This is a genomic window from Kitasatospora viridis, assembly GCF_007829815.1.
Taxonomy (GTDB): domain Bacteria; phylum Actinomycetota; class Actinomycetes; order Streptomycetales; family Streptomycetaceae; genus Kitasatospora; species Kitasatospora viridis.
Window position 1 is genome coordinate 5,371,092 of record NZ_VIWT01000001.1, and the last position, 22,755, is coordinate 5,393,846.

Below are 22,755 nucleotides of genomic sequence, written 5' to 3' on the forward strand. Positions count from 1 at the left end.
GGGTGCCCTCGATTGCGGGCTGCCCCGACTGTAGGGAGCACGGCAACGCGGAGTTGACGGATGAACACAGCTGTTCCGATTGCGACCGGGAGTGCCCGGAAGTGACCGTCAGCGGTGGGCAAAACGGTGTGATCGATGTCAGCCCAGGCGGGTAACCTCAGGCTGAGATGCAGGAACAGCACACCCGTGACCCCAGGAGCAGCGCCCTGTCCGCCGAAGAGATGAGCCCCGCCGAGGCCTATGCGGCCTCCCGTAGTCGCGCGCAGCAGAGCGCCTCGCTGCGCGGTTTCCAGGAGCTCTACGACTTCCCGCTCGACCCCTTCCAGCTGGAGGCCTGCCAGGCCCTGGAGGCGGGCCAGGGCGTCCTGGTCGCCGCCCCCACCGGCTCCGGCAAGACGATCGTCGGCGAGTTCGCCGTGCACCTGGCGCTGGCCGGCGGCCGCAAGTGCTTCTACACCACGCCGATCAAGGCCCTGTCCAACCAGAAGTACGCCGACCTGGTCAAGCGCTACGGCGCCGCCAAGGTCGGCCTGCTCACCGGCGACAACACGGTCAACGGCGACGCGCCCGTGGTGGTGATGACCACCGAGGTGCTGCGCAACATGCTCTACGCCGGCTCGCGCACCCTGGACGGCCTCGGCTACGTGGTGATGGACGAGGTGCACTACCTCGCCGACCGGTTCCGCGGCGCGGTCTGGGAGGAGGTGATCATCCACCTGCCCGAGTCCGTCACCCTGGTCTCGCTCTCCGCCACCGTCTCCAACGCCGAGGAGTTCGGCGACTGGCTGGACACCGTGCGCGGCGGCACCAAGGTGATCGTCGCCGAGCACCGCCCGGTGCCGCTGTGGCAGCACGTGATGGCCGGCAACCGGATGTACGACCTGTTCTCCAACCCGGACGAGGACGGCCGCCCGCGCGGCAACCAGAAGAACCCGGGCAAGGCGGTCAACCCCGAGCTGGTCCGGCTGGCCCGCTCCGAGGCCGACCGCAACCCGCGGTTCGCCGGCCGCGGCCGGGGCCGCTCGATGCCGAACGGCCGGCCCAACCGGGTCTGGACCCCGGGCCGGGCCGACGTGATCGACCGGCTGGACGCCGAGGGCCTGCTGCCCGCGATCACCTTCATCTTCAGCCGGGCCGGCTGCGAGGCCGCCGTCCAGCAGGTGCTGCACTCCGGGCTGCGGCTCAACTCCGACCAGGAGCGCCGCCAGGTCCGCGAGATCGTCGAGGAGCGCACCGCCGCGATCCCGGACGAGGACCTGCACGTGCTCGGCTACTACGAGTGGCTGGACGCGCTGGAGCGCGGGGTCGCCGCGCACCACGCCGGCATGCTGCCCCGGTTCAAGGAAGTGGTCGAGGAGCTCTTCCTCAAGGGCCTGGTCAAGGCGGTCTTCGCGACCGAGACGCTGGCGCTGGGCATCAACATGCCGGCCCGCTCGGTGGTGCTGGAGAAGCTGGTCAAGTGGAACGGCGAGGCGCACGCCGACCTCACCCCCGGCGAGTACACCCAGCTCACCGGCCGGGCCGGGCGGCGCGGCATCGACGTCGAGGGCCACGCCGTGGTGCTCTGGCAGCGCGGCCTGGACCCGGAGGTGCTGGCCGGTCTGGCCGGCACCCGCACCTACCCGCTGCGCTCCTCCTTCAAGCCGTCCTACAACATGGCGGTCAACCTGGTCGCCCAGTTCGGCCGGCACCGCTCCCGGGAGCTGCTGGAGACCTCCTTCGCCCAGTTCCAGGCCGACCGCTCGGTGGTCGGGATCTCCCGGCAGGTGCAGAAGAACGAGGAGGGCCTGGCCGGCTACCAGGAGGCGATGACCTGTCACCTCGGCGACTTCCAGGAGTACATGGGCCTGCGCCGGCAGCTGAAGGACCGGGAGAACGACCTGGCCCGGGAGGGCAGCAGCCAGCGCCGGTCCGCCGCGATCGAGTCGATCGAGGCGCTCAAGCCGGGTGACGTGATCCACGTGCCGACCGGCCGGTTCGCCGGCCTGGCCCTGGTGCTCGACCCGGGCCTGCCGCCGGTCAGCCGCTCGCGCGGCGGCCTGCGGCACCCCGACTACCAGGACGGGCCGCGCCCGGTGGTGCTCACCGCCGAGCGGCAGGTCAAGCGGCTCGCGATGATCGACTTCCCGCACCCGGTGGTGCCGATCGAGCGGCTGCGGATCCCCAAGTCCTTCAACCCGCGCAGCCCGCAGTCCCGCCGCGACCTGGCCTCCACGCTGCGCACCAAGGCCGGCCACCTGGAGCCCGAGCGGTTCCGCAAGGGCCGGGCCGCGGCCGCCGACGACCCGGAGATCTCCCGGCTGCGCACCGAGCTGCGGGCCCACCCCTGCCACGGCTGCAACGACCGCGAGGACCACGCCCGCTGGTCCGAGCGCTACCACCGGCTGCACCGCGACACCGAGGTGCTGGAGCGCAGGATGCGCTCGCGCACCCACACCATCGCGCGCACCTTCGACCGGGTCTGCGGGCTGCTCGGCGACCTCGGCTACCTCTCCGGGGACACCGTGACGCCGGACGGCAAGCGGCTCGGCCGGCTCTACGGCGAGCTGGACCTGCTCGCCTCGGAGTGCATCCGGGAGGGCGTCTGGCAGGGCCTGGCCGCCGCCGAACTGGCCGCCTGCGCCTCGGCGCTGGTCTACGAGGCCCGCCAGGCGGACGACGCCGGCGCGCCCCGGCTGCCGGAGGGCAAGGCCAAGGACGCGCTGGGCCGGATGGTGCGGATCTGGGGCCACCTGGACGCGCTGGAGGAGCAGCACCGGATCAGCACCGCCGAGGGCGTGGGCCAGCGCGAGCCCGACCTGGGCTTCGCCTGGGCCGCCTACCGCTGGGCGCTGGGCCACTCGCTGGACCAGGTGCTGCGGGACGCCGAGATGCCGGCCGGCGACTTCGTCCGCTGGACCAAGCAGCTGATCGACGTGCTCGGCCAGATCCAGGACGCGGCCGGCGACGACGCCGAGCTGCGCGGCACCGCCCGCAAGGCGGTGGACGGGCTGCGGCGCGGCATCATCGCCTACTCCTCGGTGGGCTGACGCGGCATCACGAGGGCCCCGGGTGCGTGCACCCGGGGCCCTCGACGTCCGCTCAGCCGAGCTGGAAGGTGGCCTCGACCGGGTAGTGGTCGCTGGGCGCGTTGGTGTCCAGCTGGCCGGCCGTCCAGCCCGACTGCGGGTCGAACAGCGTGCTCACCTGCGGCAGCGCCACCGGCACCGGGCGGCCCGGGGCGTTGAGGTAGCCGAGGTAGTCCAGGTCGTCGTCGTAGTTCGACGGGAAGGTCTCGATGCCGGACATGTACTGGCACCAGGAGGAGACGGTGCAGTCCATGGTGGTCAGCTGGGTGTTCGGGTTGGTGGCCGGAGTGCCGAGCACACCGCCCACCGCGGCCTGGGCGTTGGCGTAGTCGCCGCGCGACTGGCCGTTGTAGTACTCCACGTTGAGGTCGCCGCCGAAGAGCACCGGCGCGGTGCTGCCGACGATGCCGTTGACCCAGCCCTTGATCTCGCCCAGCTGGGCCAGCCGGGTGGCCTGGGTGGTGTCGGTGGAGGTGTCCGACTCGTCGGCCTGCAGGTGGGTGCCGGCCACCCAGGTCTTCACCCCGCCCTTGTCCACCTGGACCAGCGCGGCGCCCTTGTCCGCGTGGTAGTCCCAGGTGCCGTAGGTGGAGTTCGAGAAGACGTGCTGGTACTGCGCGGTGATCGGGTACTTCGACAGGATCATCGTCCCGCCGTTGATCACGAACGGGGAGCTGGAGCAGTTGCCGCTGGTGCCGTTCCAGCCGCCCCCCGAGCAGGTGCCGCCGACCACCGGAGTCCGGTAGGGGTAGAGGTCGGCCAGGTTGCTGTTGATGTCGCTGTTCGAGGAGTCGTTGAACGCCTCGTCCAGGATCACCACGTCGGCGCTGTGCTGACGGATGATCGACTCGATCACCGGCGTCCGGGTGGCGGCCTGCTCGTTCTGGCTCCAGTCCACCACCGAGGTGCCGAGGTCGACGTTCCAGGCGAAGACCGACAGGGTGTGCGGGGTGTCGGCCGAGGCGGTCTGGGTGCCACTGAGCAGCGCGGTGGCGGAGGCGGCGGCGAACAGCGCGGCAGCGGTGCGGCGCAGGGTCATGGGGTCAGGGCTCCGAGGGTGTGGGGCGAGCGGTGCATGACGCCCGGAACCGTAGCTACTCGCGGGTACCTCCCGACGAACGGCAAACGACGACTTCCCCGCGGGAAGGTGTCCGTACAAGGGCACCCTGATGGAGGGCCAGTTGTCTGGCCAACACCGGCCTCACACAGAACCCGCGGCCAGGGTGTCCAGCAGCCGGGTCACCGAGGTGCCCAGGCCCCACCGCGCGGTGAGTTCCTCCAGGCTGATCGGGTCGAGCGGCTCGGCGGGCAGCGCCGGGTCGAAGGCCGGCAGCGGGACGTCGGTGGCGACACGGACCACGGTGGGGGCGACGTCGAGGTAGGCGGCGCCTTCGAGGATGTTCTTGCGGCGGGCCGGGGTGAGCTTGGACAGCGGGTCGGCGGCAGCGGCGCGGATGCCGGCCAGGTCGCCGTACTCGCGGATGAGTTGGGTGGCGGTCTTCTCGCCGATGCCCTTCACGCCCGGCAGGCCGTCGCTCGGGTCGCCGCGCAGCGCGGCCATGTCGGCGTACTCGGTGCCGGTGACGCCGTACTTCTCGCGCAGGGCGGCCTCGTCGACGACCTCGGCGTTGCCGACACCCTTGACCGGGTAGATGACCTGCACGCCCCGGGCGTCGTCGACCAGTTGGAAGAGGTCCCGGTCGCCGGTGACGATCCGCACCGGGCCGGCGGCCCTGGTGGCCAGGGTGCCGATCACGTCGTCCGCCTCGTAGCCGGGGACGCCGATCCGGGCGATCCCGAGGGCGTCCAGGACCTGCTCGATCACCGGGACCTGGGGGGAGAGGGTGTCCGGCACCTCCTCCTCGCCCGGTTCGCCCTCGGGGGCCAGCCGGTGGGTCTTGTAACTGGGGATCAGGTCCACCCGCCACTGCGGGCGCCAGTCGGCGTCCATGCAGGCGACCAGCTGGTCGGGGCGGTGGTCCTGGACCAGCCGGGTGATGAAGTCCAGCAGTCCCCGGACGGCGTTCACCGGAATGCCGTCCGGGGACTTCATGGACTCGGGCACGCCGAAGTAGGCCCGGAAGTAGAGGCTGGCGGAGTCGAGGAGCATCAGGCGCGGTGCGGTCACGGCCCGATTATCGCGGCCCGCACCGTCAGTCGGGCAGCCGCACCGCCGCGCCGGTCACCCGCACCCGGGGATCGCCGGCGTGCAGGGCCACCCGCAACTCGCCGGGGCTGCCCAGGTCCTCGCCCTGGTGCAGGGTCAGCTCGGCCTGCTCCGGCACCGCGCCGAGCTCGCGCAGGTAGGCGCCGAAGGCGGCCGCCGCCGCGCCGGTGGCCGGGTCCTCCACCACGCCGCCGACCGGGAACGGGTCGCGCACGTGGAAGACGGTCGGCCCGGCCGCCCAGACCAGCTGAAGGGTGATCAGGTCACGGGCCGTCATGAAGGCGGCCAGCCGGTCGAAGTCGTAGTCCAGGTCGGCCAGCCGCTCCCGGGTGCCGGCGGCCAGCACCAGGTGGCGGGCGCCGGCGTAGGCGATCCGCGGCGGCAGCTCGGCGTTCAGCTCCGCCTCGGACCAGCCGAGCGCGGCCAGCGCCTCGGCGAGGTCGGCGGGCGAGACCGGCTCGGTGTGCGGCTCGACGCTGGTCAGGGTGGCCCGCAGCACCCCGTCCGGGCCGGCGGCCACGGTCACCGGCACGGTGCCGGCCCCGGTCTCGAAGACCAGGTCGCCGGGTCCGGTGAGCTCGCCGAGCGCCACCGCCGTGGCGATCGTGGCGTGGCCGCAGAACGGCACCTCCATGGCCGGGGCGAAGTAGCGCACCCGGTAGTGCCGCTCGCCCAGCTCGGTGAGGAAGGCGCTCTCCGAGTAGCCCAGCTCGGCGGCGATCGCGAGCATCTGCTCGTCCGTCAGCCCGTCGGCGGCGGGCACCACACCGGCCTTGTTGCCGCCGGCCGGATCGGTGGTGAAGGCCGCGTACCGCAGTATCTCCGTCATGGTCCGTCAGGCTACTCAGTGCTCGTGCGGGCCGCTGCGGTGCACGGGGCCGTGCGAGTCGGCGCAGTGGTCGGCGGCGGGGCCCGCGCCGGGGTCGGTGATCTGCAGCAGCCGCTGGTCGTCGTCCTCGCCCACGTGGTCCACCTGGAGGGTGGTGTGGGTGATCCGGTACTCCTCGCGCAGCTTGCGCTGCAGGTCGCGGCGGACGGCGTGGCAGTCGCCGGCGGGCGCCACCAGGATGTGCGCGGACAGGGCCGGCTGGCCCGAGGTGATCTCCCAGACGTGCAGGTCGTGGATCTCCTCCACCTGCTCGGTGGCGACCAGCCGGTCGGCCAGCGCGTCCGGGTCCACCCCGGCGGGGGCGGCCTCCAGGAAGATCCGGCCGGAGTCCCGGACCAGCCCGATGCCGGCCCGCAGCATCAGCGCCACCACGATCAGCGAGGCGATCGCGTCGGCCCGGGCGAAGCCGGTGGTGAGCATCACCGCACCGGCGACGGCGGTGGCGATGAACGCGTAGAGGTCGGTCAGCACGTGCTGGAAGGCGCCCTCGACGTTGAGCGAGCTGCGGTTGGCCTTCGACATGCACCAGGCGGCCGCGATGTTCACCACGATCCCGACCAGCGCGGTGATCAGCACCAGCGAGCCGTGCACCTCGGGCGGCGAGACCAGCCGCCGGACCGACTCGTAGCCCAGCCAGGCGGACAGCACCAGCAGGGTGACGCCGTTGGCCTGGGCGGAGAGGATCTCGGCCCGCTTGAGCCCGTAGGTGTAGCCGCCGCGGGCCGGCCGGGCGGCCAGCCGCATGGCGACCAGGGCGAGCACGATCGAGGCGGCGTCGGTCAGCATGTGCGCCGCGTCCGAGATCAGCGCCAGCGAGCGGGCGGCGAAGCCGACCACCACCTCGACCGCCATGAAGGCGGTGATCAGGGCGAGCGCGCTGGTCAGCCAGCGCCGGTCGGCGTCGGCGGCGACCCCGTGCGAGTGGCCGCCGTGGCCGTGGCCGTGGCCGTGGCCGTGGTCGTGCGAGTGGCCGTGCTCCTGCTCGTGGTCGTGACCGTCCTCGTGGTCGTGGCTGTGCTCGTGCCCGTGGTCGGAGCCGAGCGCGGACTGCTGGTCGAGGTGGCCGGCCATCGCGGGGTCTCCTGAAACGCCGAAGGTGGTCGAGGACAGGTGTCCTGCAGGGAAGTGAACCCCAGATCGGAGAAAGATCCAAAGGCTGCACTGGTGACCGTTGTCGTTCCACTTTCCACCCCGGCCACACCCGTCGCCCGCTGCGCACTCTCACGGAAAACTCAGGTGAATTGGGCCGATTGTGCCGTCGCTTTGATTTCCCGCTTAACCATCGGGCCATACATTTCCGGGTGTGAGCGAAACGAAGATTCCGGCCGGGTGGTACCCGGACCCGAAGGACACCACGACCGTCCCCCGCCCCGAGCGCTGGTGGGACGGCAACGGCTGGACGGCCACCACCCGCCCGGGCCCCGGCGCCCCGGCCACCGACCCGGACGGCGAGCCGACCACCGTGCTGGAGGGCACGGTGCTGGCCGACGACGGCACCGTGCGCTTCCCCGAACCGCCGGCGGAGGCGGTGGACGGCGCGGCGGAGGGCGCCGCCCACCCGGAGCAGGGCCACCCCTACCCGTACCCCTACTCGGCCGCGCCGAAGAAGCCCTCGCTGGCCGCCCGGCTCGGCCGCAAGGCGATGGTCGCGGCGGCGGTGGCCGGCGTGCTGGGCCTGGCGATCGGCTCCGGCGCGACCTACCTGGCGACCCGTCAGCACGACGACCAGCACGCCAGCGCCGCCCCGGTGCAGCAGCAGAACCCGCAGAACGGCTACGGCGGCGGCCACCGCGGCGGCGGCTCGGGCGGCTCCGGCGGTTCGGGCGGTCTGGGCGGTTCGGGAGGCGGCCTGGGCGGTTCCGGTGGTGGCCAGGGCGGCGGCATCCCGGGCCTGGGCGGCTCCGGCGGCGGTCAGGGCGGCGGCATCCCGGGCCTCGGCGGCTCCGGCGGCGGCATCCCCGGACTCGGCGACGGCACCCAGGCGATCGACCTGGTCAATGGCATCTCGCTGCCCATCCCGAGCGGTTGGAAGGCGGCGACCGCCGACGACGGCACCGCCTTCATGGACGTCGGCGAGTACGCCTGCCCCGGCGCCAACAGCTCCAGCCCGCCCTGCTCGCTGGGCAGCGTCAACACCGCCCGGGTCAAGGGCACCGACCCGAAGACCGCGGCCGAGCAGGACATCGGCACGCTCGCGAACGCCGCCTACGGCCCGAAGATCAAGTCCCACCAGGAGCTCAAGTCCGAGGCGGTCACCGTGGCGGGCCGCAACGGCTACCTGGTCCGCTGGCAGGTCGTCGCCCAGCAGGGCAACAACGGCACGGTGGAGAGCGTGGTCTTCCCGACCGCCGACGGCCGCGGCCTGGTCGCGGTGGAGCTCGGCTTCGACATCGCCGACAAGGCCCCCGCGGTCTCCCAGATGGACACCATCGTCGGCGGGATCAAGGACTTCGACGGGACCAGCGCCGGCGGTGGCAGCGGCGCCGGCGGAACCGGCGGCACCAACACCTGAGTCCCGGTCAGCTCACACCGACGCGTCAGGGCCCGCCACCACGGCGGGCCCTGACGGTCAGCCGGCCGACCGCGCGGTCACAGGAAGGTCCGGCCCTCGCCGCGGTAGGTCGGCACCGTCTCCACCACCCGGTCGCCGCGCACCAGGTGCAGCTCGGCGAACCGCTCGCACAGCTCCCCGGCCTTGGCGTGCCGGAACCAGACCCGGTCGCCGATCAGCAGGTCGTCCGCGGCCGCCCCCAGCAGCGGGGTCTGCACCTCGCCGGCCGCCTCCTGCGGGTCGTAGCGCAGGCCCTCGGGCAGGTAGGGCTCGGGCAGCCGGTCCGCCCCGACCGGGCCGGAGGCGGGGTAGCCGCCGCCCAGCACCGTCACCACGCCCACCCCGGGCCGGCGCACCACCGGCTGGGCGAAGAGCGCGGCCGGCCGGCCCCGGAACGCTCGGTAGTTGTCGAAGAGCCGCGGCTGGTAGAGCCCCGAGCCGGCCGCCACCTCGGTGACCGCCGCCTCGGCCGCCGTCCGGGCCACGCTGCCGGTGCCGCCGCCGTTGACGAACTCCAGCCCCGGGACCACCCGGCGCACCGCGCGGACCACCGCGGCCCGCCGGTCGGCCAGCTCCGCGGTCGCCCTGGCCTGCATCAGCCGGATCGCCGCCGATCGCACCGGCCGGCCCGCGAGCCGGTCGCCGACCCCGGCGATGTGGCCCTCGTAGGCCATCAGGCCGACCACCGCGAAGCCCGGCCGGCGCTCCACCAGCTCGGCCAGCTCGGCCAGTTGCTCCGGGGTGCGCAGCGGCGAGCGCCGGGCGCCGACCCGCAGCCGCCCGCCCAGCAGGTGCAGCGAGGTGTCCAGCTCCAGGCAGACCCGGACCCGCTCGCCGCCGCCGCGGGCCGCGTCGATCAGCTCCAGCTGCGCCGGGTCGTCCACCAGCACGGTGACCCGGGCGGCCAGTTCGGGATCGGCGGTCAGCTCGGCGAAGCCGGCCCGGTCGGTCGAGGGGTAGGCGAGCAGCACGTCAGTGATGCCGGAGCGGGCCAGCCAGATCGACTCGGCGAGCGTGAAGCCCATCACCCCCGCGAAGCCGTCCAGCGAGAGCGCCCGGTCGATCAGGGCCCGGCAGCGCAGCGACTTGCTGGCCACCCGGACCGGTTTGCCGCCGGCCCGGCGGACCAGGTCGGCGGCGTTGGCGTCGAAGGCGTCCAGGTCGACGATCGCCAGCGGCGCCGGCAGGCCGGCGGTGGCGCGGTCGTAGCGAGCCCGGTCGGCAGTGCGGGAGAGCCCGGCCGGCGTGGCCGGGGCGGAGGTCAGCTGCGCCATGCGCGCAGACTGCCACATGCCCGATACCCGTGGGTAGGTGCCGGACCGGGCGCGCTTCAGCCGACCACCGCGGCCCGCACGCAGAGCACGTCCGGCAGGTGCGAGGCCAGCAGGCGCCAGCTGTCGCCCTCGTCCGCGCTGGCCCACAGCTCGCCGTTGCGGTTGCCGAAGTACACCCCCGCCGGGTCGGCGTCGTCACAGCGCAGCGCGTCCCGCAGCACCACGCCGTAGTGGTCCTCGGTGGGCAGGCCCTCGCCCAGCGGGTGCCAGTTGGCGCCGCCGTCCTCGGTCCGGTAGATCCGGCACCGGCGCCCGGGCGGGAAGCGCAGGTAGTCGGCCTCCAGCGGGGCCAGGTAGGCGGTGCCGGCCCGGCGCGGGTGGGCGGCCACCGCGAAGCCGAAGACCGCCGGCAGCCCGTTCTCCACCGGCCGCCAGCCGGCGCCCCCGTCGTCGCTGCGGAAGACCCCGCCGTGGTTCTGCAGCAGCAGCCGGTCCGGGTCGGTCGGGTCCGGCGCGATCTTGTGCACGCACTGCCCGAACTCCGGGTACTCCTCGGGCAGGAAGCTCACCCGGATCCCGGCGTTGGAGGCCTGCCAGCTCTCCCCGCCGTCGCTGCTGCGGTAGACGCCGCCGGAGGAGACCGCGACGGTCAGTGCGGCCGGGTCGCGCGGGTCGGTCAGGATCGTGTGCATGCCCTGGCCGCCGAAGCCCTCGCCCCACTGCGTGCGGTGCGGGTGCGCCCAGAGCGGCTCGACCAGGGAGAAGGTCTCGCCGTGGTCGGTGGAGCGGAAGAGCGCGGCCGGCTCGGTGCCCGCGTAGACCACCCCGGGCGCCTCCGGGCCGGCCGGCTGGAGCTGCCAGAGCCGAGTCAGCGAGGCCCCGGTGTGCTCGGGGAACTTCACCGCCGGCCGCTCCGGCTCGTTCCAGCTCGCGCCCAGGTCGTCCGAGCGCCAGACGGACGGGCCCCAGTGACTGCTGTCCGCGCCCACCAGGAGCCTGGTCCGGCCGCCCCGGCGGTCGATGCCGATCGCGTAGATCGCGTTCATCGGGAAGTGCGGTCCGGTGAAGGCCCAGTCCCGGCGTCCGTAGCTGCGGCCCAGGAACAGGCCCTTCTGGGTGCCCACCGCGAGCAGTACCTCGGTCATGGCCACCACTGTGCGCCGACCCCCGGCGACCAGCGGCTAGGCTCGCCGGGTGGACAGCCCGAACGAGCAGCGCAAGAACATCCCGGACCCCGGGTTCTCCGGCGACGACGGTTCCGCCGACCCGGCCCTGACCGCCGCCCTGGCGGCCTTCGCCGCCGACCCGGCCACCGAGCCCGCCCTGCTCGCGGCGCTGCGCCCCGCCCGCCTGATGGTGCCGATCGTGGCCCTGCTCGGCGAGGTCGAGGTGGACGAGCACGGGCACGAGCACGAGAAGACCAGCGACATGGCGGTCCCGGTGATCCAGGCCGCGGACGGGCGCCGGGCGCTGCCCGCGTTCACCTCGCTGGCCACCATGGCGGCCTGGCGGGCGGATGCCCGGCCGGCCCCGGCGGCGGCCCCGCAGGCCGCGCTGACCGCCTACTCCGAGCAGGCCGACACCCTGCTGATCGACCCGGCCGGCCCGGTCGCCTACCAGCTGACCGGTGCCCGGCTGCGCGCGGTGGCGGAGAACCGGGACTGGCTGCCGCCGGTCGAGGACCCCGAGGTGCGGGCCGCGCTCGGCGCCCTGCTGGCCGCCGAGCCGCAGGTGCTGGGCGCCGAGCTGCGGCCCGGGCAGCAGACCGACGTGGTGCTCGGGCTGCGGCTGGCCGAGGACGCGCCGGTGCAGGAGCTGGCCCAGCGGCTGGCCGGGGCGCTGGCGGCCGACGAGCTGCTCCGGGTCCGGCTGGCCCGCGGCCTGGACCTGGCCCTGCTGCCCGCGACGGCGGCGGGCAGCGACTTCTACCAGCGCGGCCGGTAGTGCGGGATCAGGCGCGGGAGCGGGCGCGGGATCAGGAGTAGACCGGCCCGGTGAACTTCTCGCCGGGGCCGGCGCCGGGGGCGTCCGGCACCAGGGAGGCCTCGCGGAAGGCCAGCTGGAGCGAGCGCAGCCCGTCGCGCAGCGGCGCGGCGTGGAAGTTGCTGATCTCCGGGGCGCCCGCGGTGACCAGCCCGGCCAGCGCGGTGATCAGCTTGCGCGCCTCGTCCAGGTCCTTGTCCTTGTCGCCGCCCTCGGCCAGCCCGCACTTGACCGCCGCGGCGCTCATCAGGTGGACCGCGACGGTGGTGATCACCTCGACGGCCGGCACCTCCGCGATGTCGCGGGTCAGGTCGTCGTACTCGGGCTCGCTGCTCACGTGGGGCTCATTCCGTCCAAAGGGGGATTTCGGTACTCCTGGAGGGTACAAGGAGGGCCTGGCGACAGGGCGCCCCGGCATCGTGTACAGTGTCCACTGACCGGCTCGGCGCTTCACTGTGCCCAGCCAGCAAGTGGAGGTTCCACCTCCCACCTGGTGCAACCCTAGGGTTGACGGGTCCCCGGTCCGCGATCCCGGCCAGTGACGGCCGAGCGTCGCCAGAGTCATCCGGCAACGGATGCCCGGTTGTGTGGAGCCCCGCTTGTTATTCGAGCGGGGCTTTTTTCGTGCCGCGGTGCCGCAGTAGCAGCGCAGCACGCATGAAGTCCCGCCCAGTGGTCGAAGTCCACTACGTGCGACCGCGCCCGACGGCCGCATCGCAGAAGGTGCAACCGAGGAGGCCCCATCAGCACCGAGCCCCGCATCAACGACCGGATTCGCGTCCCCGAGGTGCGACTCGTCGGTCCCAGCGGCGAGCAGGTCGGCATCGTGCCGCTTGCCAAGGCGCTGGAGCTCGCGCAGGAGTACGACCTCGACCTGGTCGAGGTCGCGGCGACCGCCCGGCCGCCCGTGTGCAAGCTCATGGACTACGGCAAGTTCAAGTACGAGTCGGCCATGAAGGCCCGTGAGGCGCGCAAGAACCAGGCGCACACGGTCATCAAGGAGATGAAGCTCCGGCCGAAGATCGACCCGCACGACTATGACACCAAGAAGGGTCACGTCGTCCGGTTCCTCAAGCAGGGCGACAAGGTCAAGATCACGATCATGTTCCGCGGTCGTGAGCAGTCCCGCCCCGAGCTGGGCTTCCGACTGCTGCAGCGGCTCGCGAACGACGTCCAGGACCTGGGCTTCGTGGAGAGCTCGGCCAAGCAGGACGGCCGGAACATGATCATGGTTCTCGGCCCGCACAAGAAGAAGACCGAGGCGATGGCCGAGGCCCGCGCCGCCCAGGACGCCCGCAAGGCGGAGCGTCTGGGCCGTGGCCAGGCGGACGCCGAGGCCGACGTCGCCGACGAGGACCTCGTGGACGACCTGGCCGACGACGACCTGGCTGAGGACGACCTCGCCGAGGACGTCGCGGACGAGGACGTCGAGGACGAGGGCGCGACCCAGGACCAGGCGGAGGACGGCGCCGACGCCGACGCCGCCGAGAAGCCGGCCGAGGTCGCCCAGGACGCCTGAGCCCCGCAAGGGCTCGGCCGACTGGAGTGATCCGGCCACCGCGGTTCCGGGGCTCCCGCCCCGGTGACCGGAGAACACCCAGCGCTTCGGCCCGTGTGCACCGCACGCGGGCCGGGGCGGACCGACGAGGAGATACGGCGACATGCCGAAGCAGAAGACGCACAGTGGCGCGAGCAAGCGCTTCAAGATCACGGGTTCTGGCAAGGTGCTGCGCGAGCGCGCCGGCAAGCGCCACCTCCTGGAGCACAAGCCCTCCACGCTGACCCGCCGTCTGAGCGGCACCGCCGAGATGGCTCCCGCGGACGCCAAGAAGATCAAGAAGCTTCTCGGCAAGTGATCGCCCGCCGCGACCTGCGGGCCGCGGAGTCCGGCTGATCCTTCCCGACCTATTCGAATGACGGACCACGTGAAGTAGTCCGTGGTCCAACCCAAGGAGTAATGAAGTGGCACGCGTCAAGCGGGCAGTGAACGCCCACAAGAAGCGCCGGGTCATCCTGGAGCGCGCCAGCGGCTACCGTGGCCAGCGCTCGCGCCTGTACCGCAAGGCCAAGGAGCAGGTCACCCACTCGCTCGTTTACAACTACAACGACCGCAAGAAGCGCAAGGGCGACTTCCGTCAGCTCTGGATCCAGCGCATCAACGCGGCGGCCCGTGCCAACGGCATGACCTACAACCGCTTCGTGCAGGGCCTGAAGGCCGCCAGCATCGAGATCGACCGCAAGATGCTGGCCGAGCTGGCCGTCAACGACCCGAACGCGTTCGCCGCGCTCGTCGAGGCCGCCCAGAAGGCGCTGCCGACCGACGTCAACGCGCCGAAGGTCGCCGCCGACGCCGCCTGATCGTCGTCGTAGCTCCAACAGACCCGCAGGCTCCAACGGAGCCTGCGGGTCTGTCGTTCCAGGGCTCCGGGTACGGGCCCATCGAGAAAGCGAACCATGGCCAGCACCGACACCCCCCTGCTCACCTCGCTCCGCTCGCCGCGGGTGGTCGCCGCCCGCAAGTTGGCCCGGCGGGCCCAGCGCGGCAAGGACCGCCGCTTCCTCGCCGAGGGGCCGCAGGCGGTCCGCGAGGCGGTGGCCTTCGGCCGGCTGCCCGACGGCGAGCACGTGGTGGTCGAGGTCTACGCGACCGCGGAGGCCGCCGAGCGGCACGCGGACATCGTCGCGGCGACCAGGGCGGCGGGCCTGGCGGTGCTGACCGCGACCGACGAGGTGATCGCGGACATCTGCGACACCGTCACCCCGCAGGGCATCGTGGCGCTCTGCCGGTTCCTGGACACCCCGTTCCAGGAGGTGCTGAGCAGCCGGCCGAAGCTGGTCGCGGTGCTGGCCAACGTGCGCGACCCCGGCAACGCGGGCACCGTGCTGCGCACCGCCGACGCGGCCGGGGCGGACGCCGTGGTGCTCACCGACGCCTCGGTGGACCTGTACAACCCCAAGGCGGTGCGGGCCTCGGTGGGCAGCCTGTTCCACCTGCCGGTGGCGGTCGGGGTGCCGGTCGAGCAGGCGGTGGCCGAGCTGAAGGCCGCCGGGGTGCGGGTGCTGGCCGCCGACGGCGCGGGCAGCCGCGACCTGGACCAGGAGCTGGACCAGGGCACGCTGGGCGCGCCGACCGCCTGGATCTTCGGCAACGAGGCCTGGGGTCTGCCGGAGCAGACCCGCGCACTCGCCGACGAGGTGGTGCGCGTGCCCATTCACGGTCACGCCGAGAGCCTGAACCTCGCCACCGCCGCCGCCGTCTGCCTCTACGCCTCGGCCCGCGCCCAGCGTTCGCCCTCAGGGTGTCGCGAGTCGGCCACCGAGCGCTAGGGTCGTGCCTGGACGGGGGCCGGAGCGTGCGCGAGGCGTGTGGGATCGGGAGGACACCCATGGTCGGCGGCGAGGAACGGCCCGGTGCGGCGACGGCCTTGCCCGGCCCCGATCCTGACGGCCCGTCGGATCCCGTCGGCTTGTCGCAGCCCGTCGGGCTGTGCGCCGACGAGCTGCCGGACGGCCTGGTGATCGCCGACCAGGACGGCCTGGTGGTCTGCTTCAACGCCGCCGCCGCCCGGCTCACCGGGATCAGCCCGGCCGTCGCGCTGGGCCGCCCGCTGGAGCAGGCGCTGCCGCTGGAGGACCTGGACGGCCGCCGCTGGTGGCCGCTGACCGACCCCTACGGCGGACTGGCGATCCGCAGCCGGCAGCCGGAGCGCAACCTGCTGCTGCCCGGCTCGAACCGCGAGGTGCTGGTCTCCGCCCGCTACGTCCGCGCCCACCCGCGGGGCCCGGTGCGCCGCCTGGTGGTGGCGCTGCGCGGCACCGAGGCGCGGCGGCGCACCGAACGGGCGCACGCCGAGCTGATCGCCACCGTGGCGCACGAGCTGCGCTCGCCGCTGACCAGCGTCAAGGGCTTCACCGCGACCCTGCTGAACAAGTGGGAGAGGTTCACCGACGGCCAGAAGCGGGTGATGCTGGAGACGGTGAACGCGGACGCCGACCGGGTCACCCGGCTGATCGCCGAACTGCTGGACATCTCCCGGATCGACGCCGGCCGGCTGGAGATCCGCAAGCAGGTGGTGGACCTGTCGGCCGCGGTGCGCCGGCAGGTGGCCGGCCGGGTCGCGGCCGGCGTCCCGTCCGCCCGGTTCGACATCCGGCTCGCCGCGGACCTGCCGCAGCAGTGGGCCGATCCGGACAAGGTGGACCAGGTGCTGGCCAACCTGCTGGAAAACGCGGTGCGGCACGGCGAGGGAACTGTCACCATCGAGGTGGCGCCGGCCAAGGAGGTCGTCGAGCCCGCCAGCTGGGAGCAGCCGGGCACCGCGCCGAGGTACGTGGAGGGGACGGCGGTGACGGTGAGCGACGAGGGCGGCGGCATCCCCGAGGAGTCGATGCCCCGCGTCTTCACCCGCTTCTGGCGCGGCTCCAAGCGCGGCGGCACCGGTCTGGGCCTCTACATCGTCAAGGGCATCGTCGAGGCGCACGGCGGCACCATCCGGATCGACCGGGCCCCCGGGGGCGGCGCGCGGTTCCGATTTATCCTGCCCGCCGGGGTGCCCGAGTTCATGGTCTGAGAGACCTTCCCCACGGGCCCGGCGGGCTGGTCGTGCCTTTCACAGACATGGGCGACCATCCGGGCCGTGTGCGCTCTGCGACTACACTCGACCTGGTGTAACGCCACGGAGACGAGCAGGAGCACGGGAAAACATCGAGATGTCGGCACCCAACAAGTCCTACGACCCGGTTGAGGTCGAGGCATTGAAGCCCGAAGAGGTCGAGCGCGCCCGTGACGAGGCCGTCGCGGCCTTCGCCGCCGCCGGCAGCCTGGACGAGCTGAAGCAGGCCAAGATCGCGCACACCGGCGACCGTTCCCCGCTCGCCCTGGCCAACCGGGAGATCGGCGCACTGCCCCCGCAGGCCAAGGCCGCGGCCGGCAAGCTGATCGGCCAGGCCCGCGGCGCGGTGAACAAGGCGCTGGCGGACCGTCAGGTCGAACTGGAGGCCGAGCGCGACGCCCGGGTGCTGGTCGAGGAGGCGGTGGACGTCACCCTGCCGTACGACCGGCTGCCGCGCGGCGCCCGCCACCCGCTGACCACGCTGGCCGAGCGGGTCGAGGACACCTTCATCGCGATGGGCTACTCGATCGCCGAGGGCCCCGAGGTCGAGGCCGAGTGGCTCAACTTCGACGCGCTGAACCTGGGCCCGGACCACCCGGCCCGCTCGATGCAGGACACCTTCTTCGTGGCGGCCGCCGACGGCTCGCCCGACTCCGGCATGGTGCTGCGCACCCAGACCTCGCCGGTGCAGATCCGCAGCATGCTGAGCAAGCAGCCGCCGGTCTACGCCGTCGCGCCGGGCCGGGTCTACCGGACCGACGAGCTGGACGCCACCCACACCCCGGTGTTCCGCCAGGTCGAGGGCATCGCGGTGGACGAGGGCATCACCTTCGCCGACCTCAAGGGCACCATCGAGCTGCTGGTCTCCAAGCTGATCGGCGACGAGCTGCCGCTGCGCTGGCGGCCCTCGTACTTCCCGTTCACCGAGCCGAGCGCCGAGGTGGACCTGCTCTGCTTCGTCTGCCGCGGCGAGAGCGTGGGCAACCCGGACCGGCCGTGCCGGACCTGCTCCTCGGAGGGCTGGATCGAGCTCGGCGGCTGCGGCGTGGTCAACCCGCGGGTGCTGATCGCCTCCGGCGTGGACCCGGAGCGCTACAGCGGGTTCGCCTTCGGCCTGGGCCTGGAGCGGATCCTGATGAACCGTCACAACGTCGCCGACATGCGCGACATGGTCGAGGGTGACGTGCGTTTCACTCTCCCGTTCGGGGTGGAGATCTGATGCGCGTCCCGCTTTCCTGGCTGCGCGAGTACGTCGACCTGCCGGAGTCGGTGACCGGCCGCGAGGTCGCCGAGAAGCTGATCCGGGCCGGTCTGGAGGTGGAGACCGTCGAGCAGCTCGGCGGCGACCTCAAGGGCCCGCTGGTGGTCGGCGAGGTGCTCTCGATCGAGGAGCTGACCGGGTTCAAGAAGCCGATCCGGTACTGCATGGTCAACGTCGGCGAGGCGAACGGCACCGGCGAGCCGCAGGAGATCGTCTGCGGCGCCCGCAACTTCGCGGTCGGCGACAAGGTGGTCGTGGTGCTGCCCGGCGCCGTGCTGCCCGGCCCGTTCCCGATCGCCGCCCGGCAGACCTACGGCCGCACCTCGGCCGGCATGATCTGCTCCTCCCGCGAGCTCGGCATGGGCGACACTGCGTCTGATTCTCTTGGGGGCGACGGCATCATCGTGCTGCCGCCGGAGTACGCCCCCGGCACCGACGCGGTCGAGCTGCTCCAGCTGGTCGACGAGGTGCTGGACATCGCCGTCACCCCGGACCGCGGCTACTGCCTGTCGATGCGCGGGGTGGCCCGGGAGGCGGCCGCCGCCTTCGGGCTGCCGCTGGCCGACCCGGCGCTGCTCGACGTGCCGCCGGCCAACTCCTACGGCTACCTGGTGAAGATCGCCGACCCGGTCGGCTGCGACCGCTTCGTGGCCCGCACCGTGGTCGGCATCGACCCGGCCGCCAAGTCGCCGATCTGGCTCCAGCGCCGGCTGCAGAAGATGCACGTGCGCCCGATCTCGCTGACCGTCGACATCACCAACTACGTGATGCTTGAGGTCGGCCAGCCGCTGCACGCCTACGACCGCGCCCGGGTCGACGGCCCGATCACGGTCCGCCGGGCCGAGCCCGGCGAGGTGCTCACCACGCTGGACGGGCAGAAGCGCGAGCTCGCCGCCGAGGACCTGCTGATCTGCGACAACTCCGGCCCGATCGGGCTGGCCGGCGTCATGGGCGGGGCCTCCACCGAGATCCTCGACCCGGTGGCCGACCCGGAGACCGGCCAGGTCACCGGCAGTACCGAGGTGATCATCGAGGCCGCGCACTTCGACCCGGTCGCGATCGCCCGCACCGCCAAGCGGCACAAGCTGCCCTCCGAGGCCTCCAAGCGCTTCGAGCGCGGCGTGGACCCGGAGGCCGCCCGGGCCGCCGCCCAGCGCGCGGTGGACCTGCTGGTGCTGATCGCCGGCGGCACCGCCGAGGCGGGCGTCACCGACATCGTCGGCCCGCAGCCGGTGCGCACCATCACCATCGCCGCCGACCTGCCGGACCGGGTCGCGGGCACCGCCTACGGCCGGGAGACGGTCGCCCGCCGGCTCCAGGAAGTGGGCTGCACGGTGGTCGGCGCCGACCTGCTGGAGGTCACCCCGCCCAGCTGGCGCCCCGACCTGACCGACCCCAATGACCTGGCGGAGGAGGTCATCCGGCTGGAGGGCTACGACAACGTGCCCGCCCGGATGCCCCAGGTGCCGCCGGGCCAGGGCCTCACCCCCGCCCAGCGGACGCACCGCCGGATCGGGGTGGCGCTGGCCGGCGCCGGCTACGTCGAGGTCAACAACTACCCGTTCCTCGGCGACCAGGCCTTCGACGAGCTGGGTCTGGCGGCGGACGACGTCCGCCGGCGCACCGTCAAGCTGGTCAACCCGCTGAACGACGAGGAGCCGGCGCTGCGCACCACGCTGCTGCCGGGCCTGCTCGGCGCGGTGCGGCGCAACATCGGCCGGGGCAACACCGACCTGGCCGTGTTCGAGACCGGGCTGGTCTTCCTGCCCGAGGCCGAGCCGAAGGTCGCCCCGCGTCCGGCCGTGGACCGGCGCCCGAGCGAGGCGGAGCTGGCCGAGCTGAACGCCGCGCTGCCCGCGCAGCCGCGCCACGTCGCGGTCGCACTGGCCGGTGAGCGGCTGCCCTCCGGCTGGTGGGGCAAGGGCGGGCAGGCCGGCTGGGCCGACGCCGTGCAGGCCGCCCGCGCGGTGGCCGCGGCCGCCGGCGTCGAGCTGACGGTCCGTCCGGGCCAGGCCGCGCCGTGGCACCCGGGCCGCTGTGCCGAGCTGCTGGTGGCGGGCACCGAGCGGGTGGTCGGCCACGCCGGCGAGCTGCACCCGCGGGTGGTCAAGGCGCTGCACCTGCCCGAGCGCACCTCGGTGATGGAGCTGGACGTGGACGCGCTGACCGCCGACGGCGAGCAGCTGGTGCAGGGTCCGACCGTCTCCGGCTACCCGGTGGCGACCCAGGACGTGGCGCTGATCGTGGACGGCTCGGTGCCGGCCGCCGCGGTGGAGGCCGCGCTGCGCGACGGCGCGGGCGAGCTGCTGGAGGCGATCCGGCTGTTCGACGTCTTCACCGGCGAGCAGGTCGGCGAGGGCAAGAAGTCGCTGGCCTACGCGCTGCGGTTCCGGGCGACCGACCGCACGCTGACCGCGGACGAGGCCTCGGCCGCCCGCGAGGCCGCCGTCGCCGTCGCGCAGGAGCGCACCGGCGCGGTGCTCCGCGGCGTCTGACGCACCGGTAGAACGCGAGTGGGCCCCGGCTGTCGCCGGGGCCCACTCGCGTTCTCGGACGGCCGGTCAGTCCAGGGCGGGTGCCGGGACGGCCTCCTGGTGCGGCATCCGGACTCCGGCGGCCGGCGCGGGCCGGGGGGCCAGGGCGAGGGCGAGGAAGCTGAGCAGCGCGCAGACCGGGTAGCACCAGTCGAGGGCGATCAGGTACCAGGGCACGGCGTGGCCGCTCGCGACGTGCGCGGCGGCGTGGCCGGCGGCCGGCACCAGCCAGCTCCCGGTGGCGGCCAGCCAGGCGCCGATCGCCAGCCGCCCGACCGCGGAGTGCCGGGCCGGGCCGTGCACCAGGCAGATCAGCGTGGGCAGGAACCAGACCCAGTGGTGGCTCCAGGAGATCGGGCTGTAGAGCAGCCCGAGCAGCTGGGTGACCACCAGGACGGCCAGCGCCTCGCCGTGCCGGGCGGCGGTGCGCAGGGCCGGTGCGGCGGCCAGCGCCATGCCCAGCGCCAGCGCGCACCAGAGCGGCGACATGCCGCCGTCGTGGCCCAGGGTGCGGGCCAGCGCGCCGCGCAGCGACTGGTTCTCGAAGGAGGCCACCTGGCCTATCCGGCTCGGGTCGCCGAGCAGCTCGAACCAGTAGCGGTGGCTCTCCGCCGGGTCGACCGCCCAGGCCACCCCGACGGTGGCGAAGAACACGACGGCCGACCAGCAGGCGGCCCGCCACTGACGGGTGACCAGGAAGTACAGGCCGGTGATGGCGGGGACCAGCTTGACCCCGGCCGCGACCGCCACGCCCGCGCCGGCCGCGAGGGAGCGGCCGTAGGTGATGCCGGCGAGCACCACGGCGGCCAGCACCAGGTCGATCTGGCCGAGGTCCAGGCCGTGCTTGACCGGCTCCAGCCAGAGCGCCAGGGCGAACCAGAGCATGGCGTGCCGCCGCTGGTGGCCGCGGCCGAGCAGCCGGAAGGAGCAGTGCACCAGCAGCGCCAGCGAGGCCAGCGAGAGCAGCTGCCAGACGGTGGCGGCCGCTGCCCAGGGCAGCGCGGACAGCGGCAGGAACAGCAGCGCGGCGAACGGAGGGTAGGTGAACGGCAGTTGCGCCGCATTGGGGTCGGCGCGGTGCAGCACGAAGTCGTAGAGCCGGCCGTGCAGCAGGCTGGGCGCGCCCTGGTAGTAGACCTTCAGGTCGAACATGTCGGTGGCCAGCACGGTGAGCACCAGGTGCACCGCCAGCGAGCCGGCCAGGATCCAGCCGGCCCGGCGCAGCAGCACCGCCCAGGTCGAGGCGAGCCGCCCCGGCGGCGAGGTTGTGAGCACAGTGGGCCTTTCCCGATCCCCGAACACCCGCGCGTACGGTGGCTGCCATTCGTCGGGAAACCACCTTACCCACCGGAACGGCCCGGGCCGTCCGCCTCCGTCCCGGGCGGGACGGACACGGACGGCCCGGTGCTGCGCAGGCTCAGGCGGTGGCGGTGTAGTCGTAGAAGCCGCGGCCGGACTTGCGGCCCAGCAGGCCCGCGTCGACCATCCGGGAGAGCAGCGGGGGAGCGGCGAACAGCGGCTCCTTGAACTCCTCGTACATCGAGTCGGCGATCGAGACGATGGTGTCCAGGCCGATCAGGTCGCACAGCCGCAGCGGGCCCATCGGGTGGGCGCAGCCGGCCTCCATGCCCTTGTCGATGTCAGCGGCGGTGGCCACCCCGGACTCGAACATCCGCACGGCGGAGAGCAGGTAGGGCACCAGCAGCGCGTTCACCACGAAGCCGGCCCGGTCGCGGGCCCGGATCGGCTCCTTGCCGAGCACCTCGACCGCGAAGGACTCGGTCCGCGCGGTGGTCTCGGCGGAGGTGGTCAGGGTCGGGATCACCTCGACCAGCTTCTGCACCGGCGCGGGGTTGAAGAAGTGCAGGCCGATCACCTGCTCCGGGCGGCTGGTCGCGGCGGCGAGCTTGACGATCGGGATCGAGGAGGTGTTGGAGGCCAGGATCGCGTCGCGGCGGGTGACCACCTGGTCCAGGGTCTGGAAGATCTGGACCTTGATCTCCTCGATCTCGGCGACCGCCTCGACCACCAGGTCGCGGTCGGCGAACTCGGCCAGCTCGGTGGTGAAGCCGATCCGGCCCAGCGCCTCGTCGCGCTGCTCGACGGTGAGCTTGCCGCGCTTGACGGCGGTGTCCAGCGAGTTCGTGATCCGGGCCCGGCCGGCCTCCAGGGCGGTGGCACTCGCCTCCGAGACCAGCACGTCCAGCCCGGACCGGGCGAAGACCTCGGCGATGCCCGACCCCATGAGGCCGCAACCGATCACTCCGACGCGCGAGATGTCGCTCACTCAACTTGCCTTTCCCGATGCCGGCCCAGCGGGATCGCCGCTCGACCGTTGACGCAGGACCGTGTCGCTCGACCGTACTACCTGGTAGAGCCCGGTGGGGCGGCGCCCCGACAGTTCGTCCGCTGAGC

Annotated in this window: 19 protein-coding genes; 10 read left to right on the forward strand and 9 right to left on the reverse strand. The window is 73.2% G+C overall.

Features of this window, described 5'->3' with window-relative positions; translation table 11 throughout:
* Window positions 1–167 precede the first annotated feature (167 nt).
* Window positions 168–3,029, forward strand: coding sequence for a DEAD/DEAH box helicase (locus FHX73_RS24070; RefSeq protein WP_145906994.1), 2,862 nt, complete (start codon window positions 168–170; stop codon window positions 3,027–3,029).
* A gap of 52 nt (window positions 3,030–3,081) precedes the next feature.
* On the opposite strand, the gene FHX73_RS24075 is transcribed toward FHX73_RS24070, so the two are convergent.
* The 4 genes from FHX73_RS24075 to FHX73_RS24090 all read right to left on the reverse strand — a co-directional run bounded on the left by FHX73_RS24075 (window position 3,082) and on the right by FHX73_RS24090 (window position 7,195).
* Entirely contained in the window at window positions 3,082–4,107 is a 1,026-nt protein-coding gene (locus FHX73_RS24075; protein ID WP_145906995.1) for a sphingomyelin phosphodiesterase, read from the reverse strand.
* A gap of 162 nt (window positions 4,108–4,269) precedes the next feature.
* Complete coding sequence (locus tag FHX73_RS24080; protein WP_145908485.1) at window positions 4,270–5,178, reverse strand: 5'-3' exonuclease; 909 nt, start codon at window positions 5,176–5,178, stop codon at window positions 4,270–4,272.
* 43 nt (window positions 5,179–5,221) lie between these two features.
* The gene (locus tag FHX73_RS24085; protein WP_145906996.1) at window positions 5,222–6,064 is read right to left on the reverse strand and encodes a PhzF family phenazine biosynthesis protein; all 843 of its coding nucleotides are present in this window, start codon (window positions 6,062–6,064) and stop codon (window positions 5,222–5,224) included.
* Window positions 6,065–6,079: 15 nt separating this feature from the next.
* Window positions 6,080–7,195: a cation diffusion facilitator family transporter gene (locus FHX73_RS24090; protein ID WP_145906997.1), complete on the reverse strand. Its 1,116-nt coding sequence runs from the start codon at window positions 7,193–7,195 to the stop codon at window positions 6,080–6,082.
* Between the two features lie 232 nt (window positions 7,196–7,427).
* Between FHX73_RS24090 and FHX73_RS24095 the strand changes: the two genes are divergently transcribed.
* On the forward strand, window positions 7,428–8,636 hold the full coding sequence (locus tag FHX73_RS24095; RefSeq protein WP_145906998.1) for a DUF2510 domain-containing protein: 1,209 nt from the start codon (window positions 7,428–7,430) through the stop codon (window positions 8,634–8,636).
* Window positions 8,637–8,713: 77 nt separating this feature from the next.
* On the opposite strand, the gene FHX73_RS24100 is transcribed toward FHX73_RS24095, so the two are convergent.
* Both FHX73_RS24100 and FHX73_RS24105 read right to left on the reverse strand, forming a co-directional pair.
* Complete coding sequence (locus tag FHX73_RS24100; RefSeq protein ID WP_145906999.1) at window positions 8,714–9,949, reverse strand: alanine racemase; 1,236 nt, start codon at window positions 9,947–9,949, stop codon at window positions 8,714–8,716.
* A gap of 56 nt (window positions 9,950–10,005) precedes the next feature.
* Entirely contained in the window at window positions 10,006–11,094 is a 1,089-nt protein-coding gene (locus FHX73_RS24105) for a WD40/YVTN/BNR-like repeat-containing protein (RefSeq protein ID WP_145907000.1), read from the reverse strand.
* A 49-nt stretch (window positions 11,095–11,143) separates the two neighbouring features.
* On the opposite strand from FHX73_RS24105, the gene FHX73_RS24110 reads away from it, so the two are divergent.
* Window positions 11,144–11,893 carry an SseB family protein gene (locus FHX73_RS24110; RefSeq protein WP_145907001.1) on the forward strand — a complete coding sequence of 250 codons (750 nt, stop codon included), beginning with the start codon at window positions 11,144–11,146 and terminating at the stop codon, window positions 11,891–11,893.
* Window positions 11,894–11,924: 31 nt separating this feature from the next.
* On the opposite strand, the gene FHX73_RS24115 is transcribed toward FHX73_RS24110, so the two are convergent.
* Window positions 11,925–12,269: a DUF1844 domain-containing protein gene (locus tag FHX73_RS24115; protein ID WP_145907002.1), complete on the reverse strand. Its 345-nt coding sequence runs from the start codon at window positions 12,267–12,269 to the stop codon at window positions 11,925–11,927.
* A gap of 405 nt (window positions 12,270–12,674) precedes the next feature.
* Here FHX73_RS24115 and infC point away from each other — a divergent pair, with 405 nt between their 5' ends.
* From infC to pheT, 7 genes are all read left to right on the forward strand, one after another.
* Window positions 12,675–13,451 carry a translation initiation factor IF-3 gene (gene infC, locus FHX73_RS24120; RefSeq protein WP_281292722.1) on the forward strand — a complete coding sequence of 259 codons (777 nt, stop codon included), beginning with the start codon at window positions 12,675–12,677 and terminating at the stop codon, window positions 13,449–13,451.
* A 142-nt stretch (window positions 13,452–13,593) separates the two neighbouring features.
* A complete protein-coding gene (rpmI, locus tag FHX73_RS24125; protein ID WP_145907003.1) occupies window positions 13,594–13,788 on the forward strand; it encodes a 50S ribosomal protein L35 in 195 nt (64 codons plus the stop codon).
* A gap of 106 nt (window positions 13,789–13,894) precedes the next feature.
* A complete protein-coding gene (gene rplT / locus FHX73_RS24130) occupies window positions 13,895–14,290 on the forward strand; it encodes a 50S ribosomal protein L20 (RefSeq protein ID WP_145907004.1) in 396 nt (131 codons plus the stop codon).
* Between the two features lie 96 nt (window positions 14,291–14,386).
* On the forward strand, window positions 14,387–15,259 hold the full coding sequence (locus FHX73_RS24135) for a TrmH family RNA methyltransferase (RefSeq protein WP_145907005.1): 873 nt from the start codon (window positions 14,387–14,389) through the stop codon (window positions 15,257–15,259).
* A 59-nt stretch (window positions 15,260–15,318) separates the two neighbouring features.
* Window positions 15,319–16,503, forward strand: coding sequence for a sensor histidine kinase (locus FHX73_RS24140; protein WP_145907006.1), 1,185 nt, complete (start codon window positions 15,319–15,321; stop codon window positions 16,501–16,503).
* Window positions 16,504–16,642: 139 nt separating this feature from the next.
* Window positions 16,643–17,764 carry a phenylalanine--tRNA ligase subunit alpha gene (pheS, locus tag FHX73_RS24145; protein WP_145907007.1) on the forward strand — a complete coding sequence of 374 codons (1,122 nt, stop codon included), beginning with the start codon at window positions 16,643–16,645 and terminating at the stop codon, window positions 17,762–17,764.
* Entirely contained in the window at window positions 17,764–20,301 is a 2,538-nt protein-coding gene (gene pheT / locus FHX73_RS24150; protein ID WP_145907008.1) for a phenylalanine--tRNA ligase subunit beta, read from the forward strand. The genes pheS and pheT overlap by 1 nt, the downstream gene beginning before the upstream one ends.
* A 66-nt stretch (window positions 20,302–20,367) precedes the next feature.
* On the opposite strand, the gene FHX73_RS24155 is transcribed toward pheT, so the two are convergent.
* Both FHX73_RS24155 and FHX73_RS24160 read right to left on the reverse strand, forming a co-directional pair.
* Entirely contained in the window at window positions 20,368–21,615 is a 1,248-nt protein-coding gene (locus FHX73_RS24155) for a glycosyltransferase 87 family protein (RefSeq protein ID WP_145907009.1), read from the reverse strand.
* A 142-nt stretch (window positions 21,616–21,757) separates the two neighbouring features.
* Complete coding sequence (locus FHX73_RS24160; RefSeq protein ID WP_145907010.1) at window positions 21,758–22,627, reverse strand: 3-hydroxybutyryl-CoA dehydrogenase; 870 nt, start codon at window positions 22,625–22,627, stop codon at window positions 21,758–21,760.
* Between the last annotated feature and the right edge of the window lie 128 nt (window positions 22,628–22,755).

Bases quoted from the DNA above. Each gene is read 5' to 3' on its own strand.
- FHX73_RS24075 (WP_145906995.1), bottom strand. From the start codon at position 4,107: ATGACCCTGCGCCGCACCGCTGCCGCGCTGTTCGCCGCCGCCTCCGCC.
- FHX73_RS24080 (WP_145908485.1), bottom strand. From the start codon at position 5,178: ATGCTCCTCGACTCCGCCAGCCTCTACTTCCGGGCCTACTTCGGCGTG.
- FHX73_RS24100 (WP_145906999.1), bottom strand. From the start codon at position 9,949: ATGGCGCAGCTGACCTCCGCCCCGGCCACGCCGGCCGGGCTCTCCCGC.
- FHX73_RS24070 (WP_145906994.1), top strand. From the start codon at position 168: ATGCAGGAACAGCACACCCGTGACCCCAGGAGCAGCGCCCTGTCCGCC.
- FHX73_RS24090 (WP_145906997.1), bottom strand. From the start codon at position 7,195: ATGGCCGGCCACCTCGACCAGCAGTCCGCGCTCGGCTCCGACCACGGG.
- FHX73_RS24135 (WP_145907005.1), top strand. From the start codon at position 14,387: ATGGCCAGCACCGACACCCCCCTGCTCACCTCGCTCCGCTCGCCGCGG.
- FHX73_RS24105 (WP_145907000.1), bottom strand. From the start codon at position 11,094: ATGACCGAGGTACTGCTCGCGGTGGGCACCCAGAAGGGCCTGTTCCTG.
- pheT (WP_145907008.1), top strand. From the start codon at position 17,764: ATGCGCGTCCCGCTTTCCTGGCTGCGCGAGTACGTCGACCTGCCGGAG.
- FHX73_RS24085 (WP_145906996.1), bottom strand. From the start codon at position 6,064: ATGACGGAGATACTGCGGTACGCGGCCTTCACCACCGATCCGGCCGGC.
- pheS (WP_145907007.1), top strand. From the start codon at position 16,643: ATGTCGGCACCCAACAAGTCCTACGACCCGGTTGAGGTCGAGGCATTG.
- rpmI (WP_145907003.1), top strand. From the start codon at position 13,594: ATGCCGAAGCAGAAGACGCACAGTGGCGCGAGCAAGCGCTTCAAGATC.
- FHX73_RS24140 (WP_145907006.1), top strand. From the start codon at position 15,319: ATGGTCGGCGGCGAGGAACGGCCCGGTGCGGCGACGGCCTTGCCCGGC.